Source organism: Pseudarthrobacter sp. CC12, from assembly GCF_039907755.1.
GTDB lineage: Bacteria > Actinomycetota > Actinomycetes > Actinomycetales > Micrococcaceae > Arthrobacter > Arthrobacter niigatensis.
The window spans coordinates 1-683 of record NZ_JARDJH010000100.1; the positions used below are offsets into that span (position 1 = coordinate 1).

Annotated in this window: 1 protein-coding gene; it reads left to right on the forward strand. The window is 67.2% G+C overall.

Annotation, left to right across the window (positions count from 1 at the left end):
* Positions 1 to 683, forward strand: a 683-nt coding sequence (locus PV772_RS23030) for an MBL fold metallo-hydrolase (protein ID WP_347887709.1), incomplete at both ends; no start/stop codon positions are given.

The window sequence follows — 683 nt, forward strand, 5'->3', positions numbered from 1 at the left end:
GACATCGCGGTCTACCAGGAGCTGGCTGAGAAGAACGGCATGAAGATCGTGGCCGTCACCGAAACCCACATCCACGCCGACTACCTCTCCGGCACCCGCGAGCTGGCCGCCGCCACCGGCGCCAAGATCTACGTCTCAGGGGAGGGCGGACCGGACTGGCAGTACGAATTCGACGGCGAACGCCTCTACGACGGCGACAAGATCACCATCGGCAACATCAGCATCCAGGCCGTCCACACCCCCGGCCACACCCCCGAGCACCTGTCCTTCCTGGTCACCGACGGCGCGTTCAGCGACAAGCCCGGCTACCTGCTCTCCGGAGACTTCGTCTTCTCCGGCGACCTGGGCCGCCCGGACCTGCTGGACGAAGCAGCCGGCGGCATCGACACCCGCTTCGAAGGCGCCAAGCAGCTCTTCGCCAGCCTCCGCGACAAGTTCCTGACCCTGCCCGACTACGTCCAGGTCCACCCCGCCCACGGCGCCGGCAGCGCCTGCGGCAAGGCCCTGGGTGCCATCCCGTCCTCCACCGTGGGTTACGAACGCCTCTACGCCTGGTGGGGCCCGTACCTGGCCGCCAACGATGAGCAGGGCTTCATCGACGAACTCCTCGATGGCCAGCCTGACGCCCACGCCTACTTCGGCCGGATGAAGCGCGAAAACCGTGAAGGCCCTGCTGTCATGGG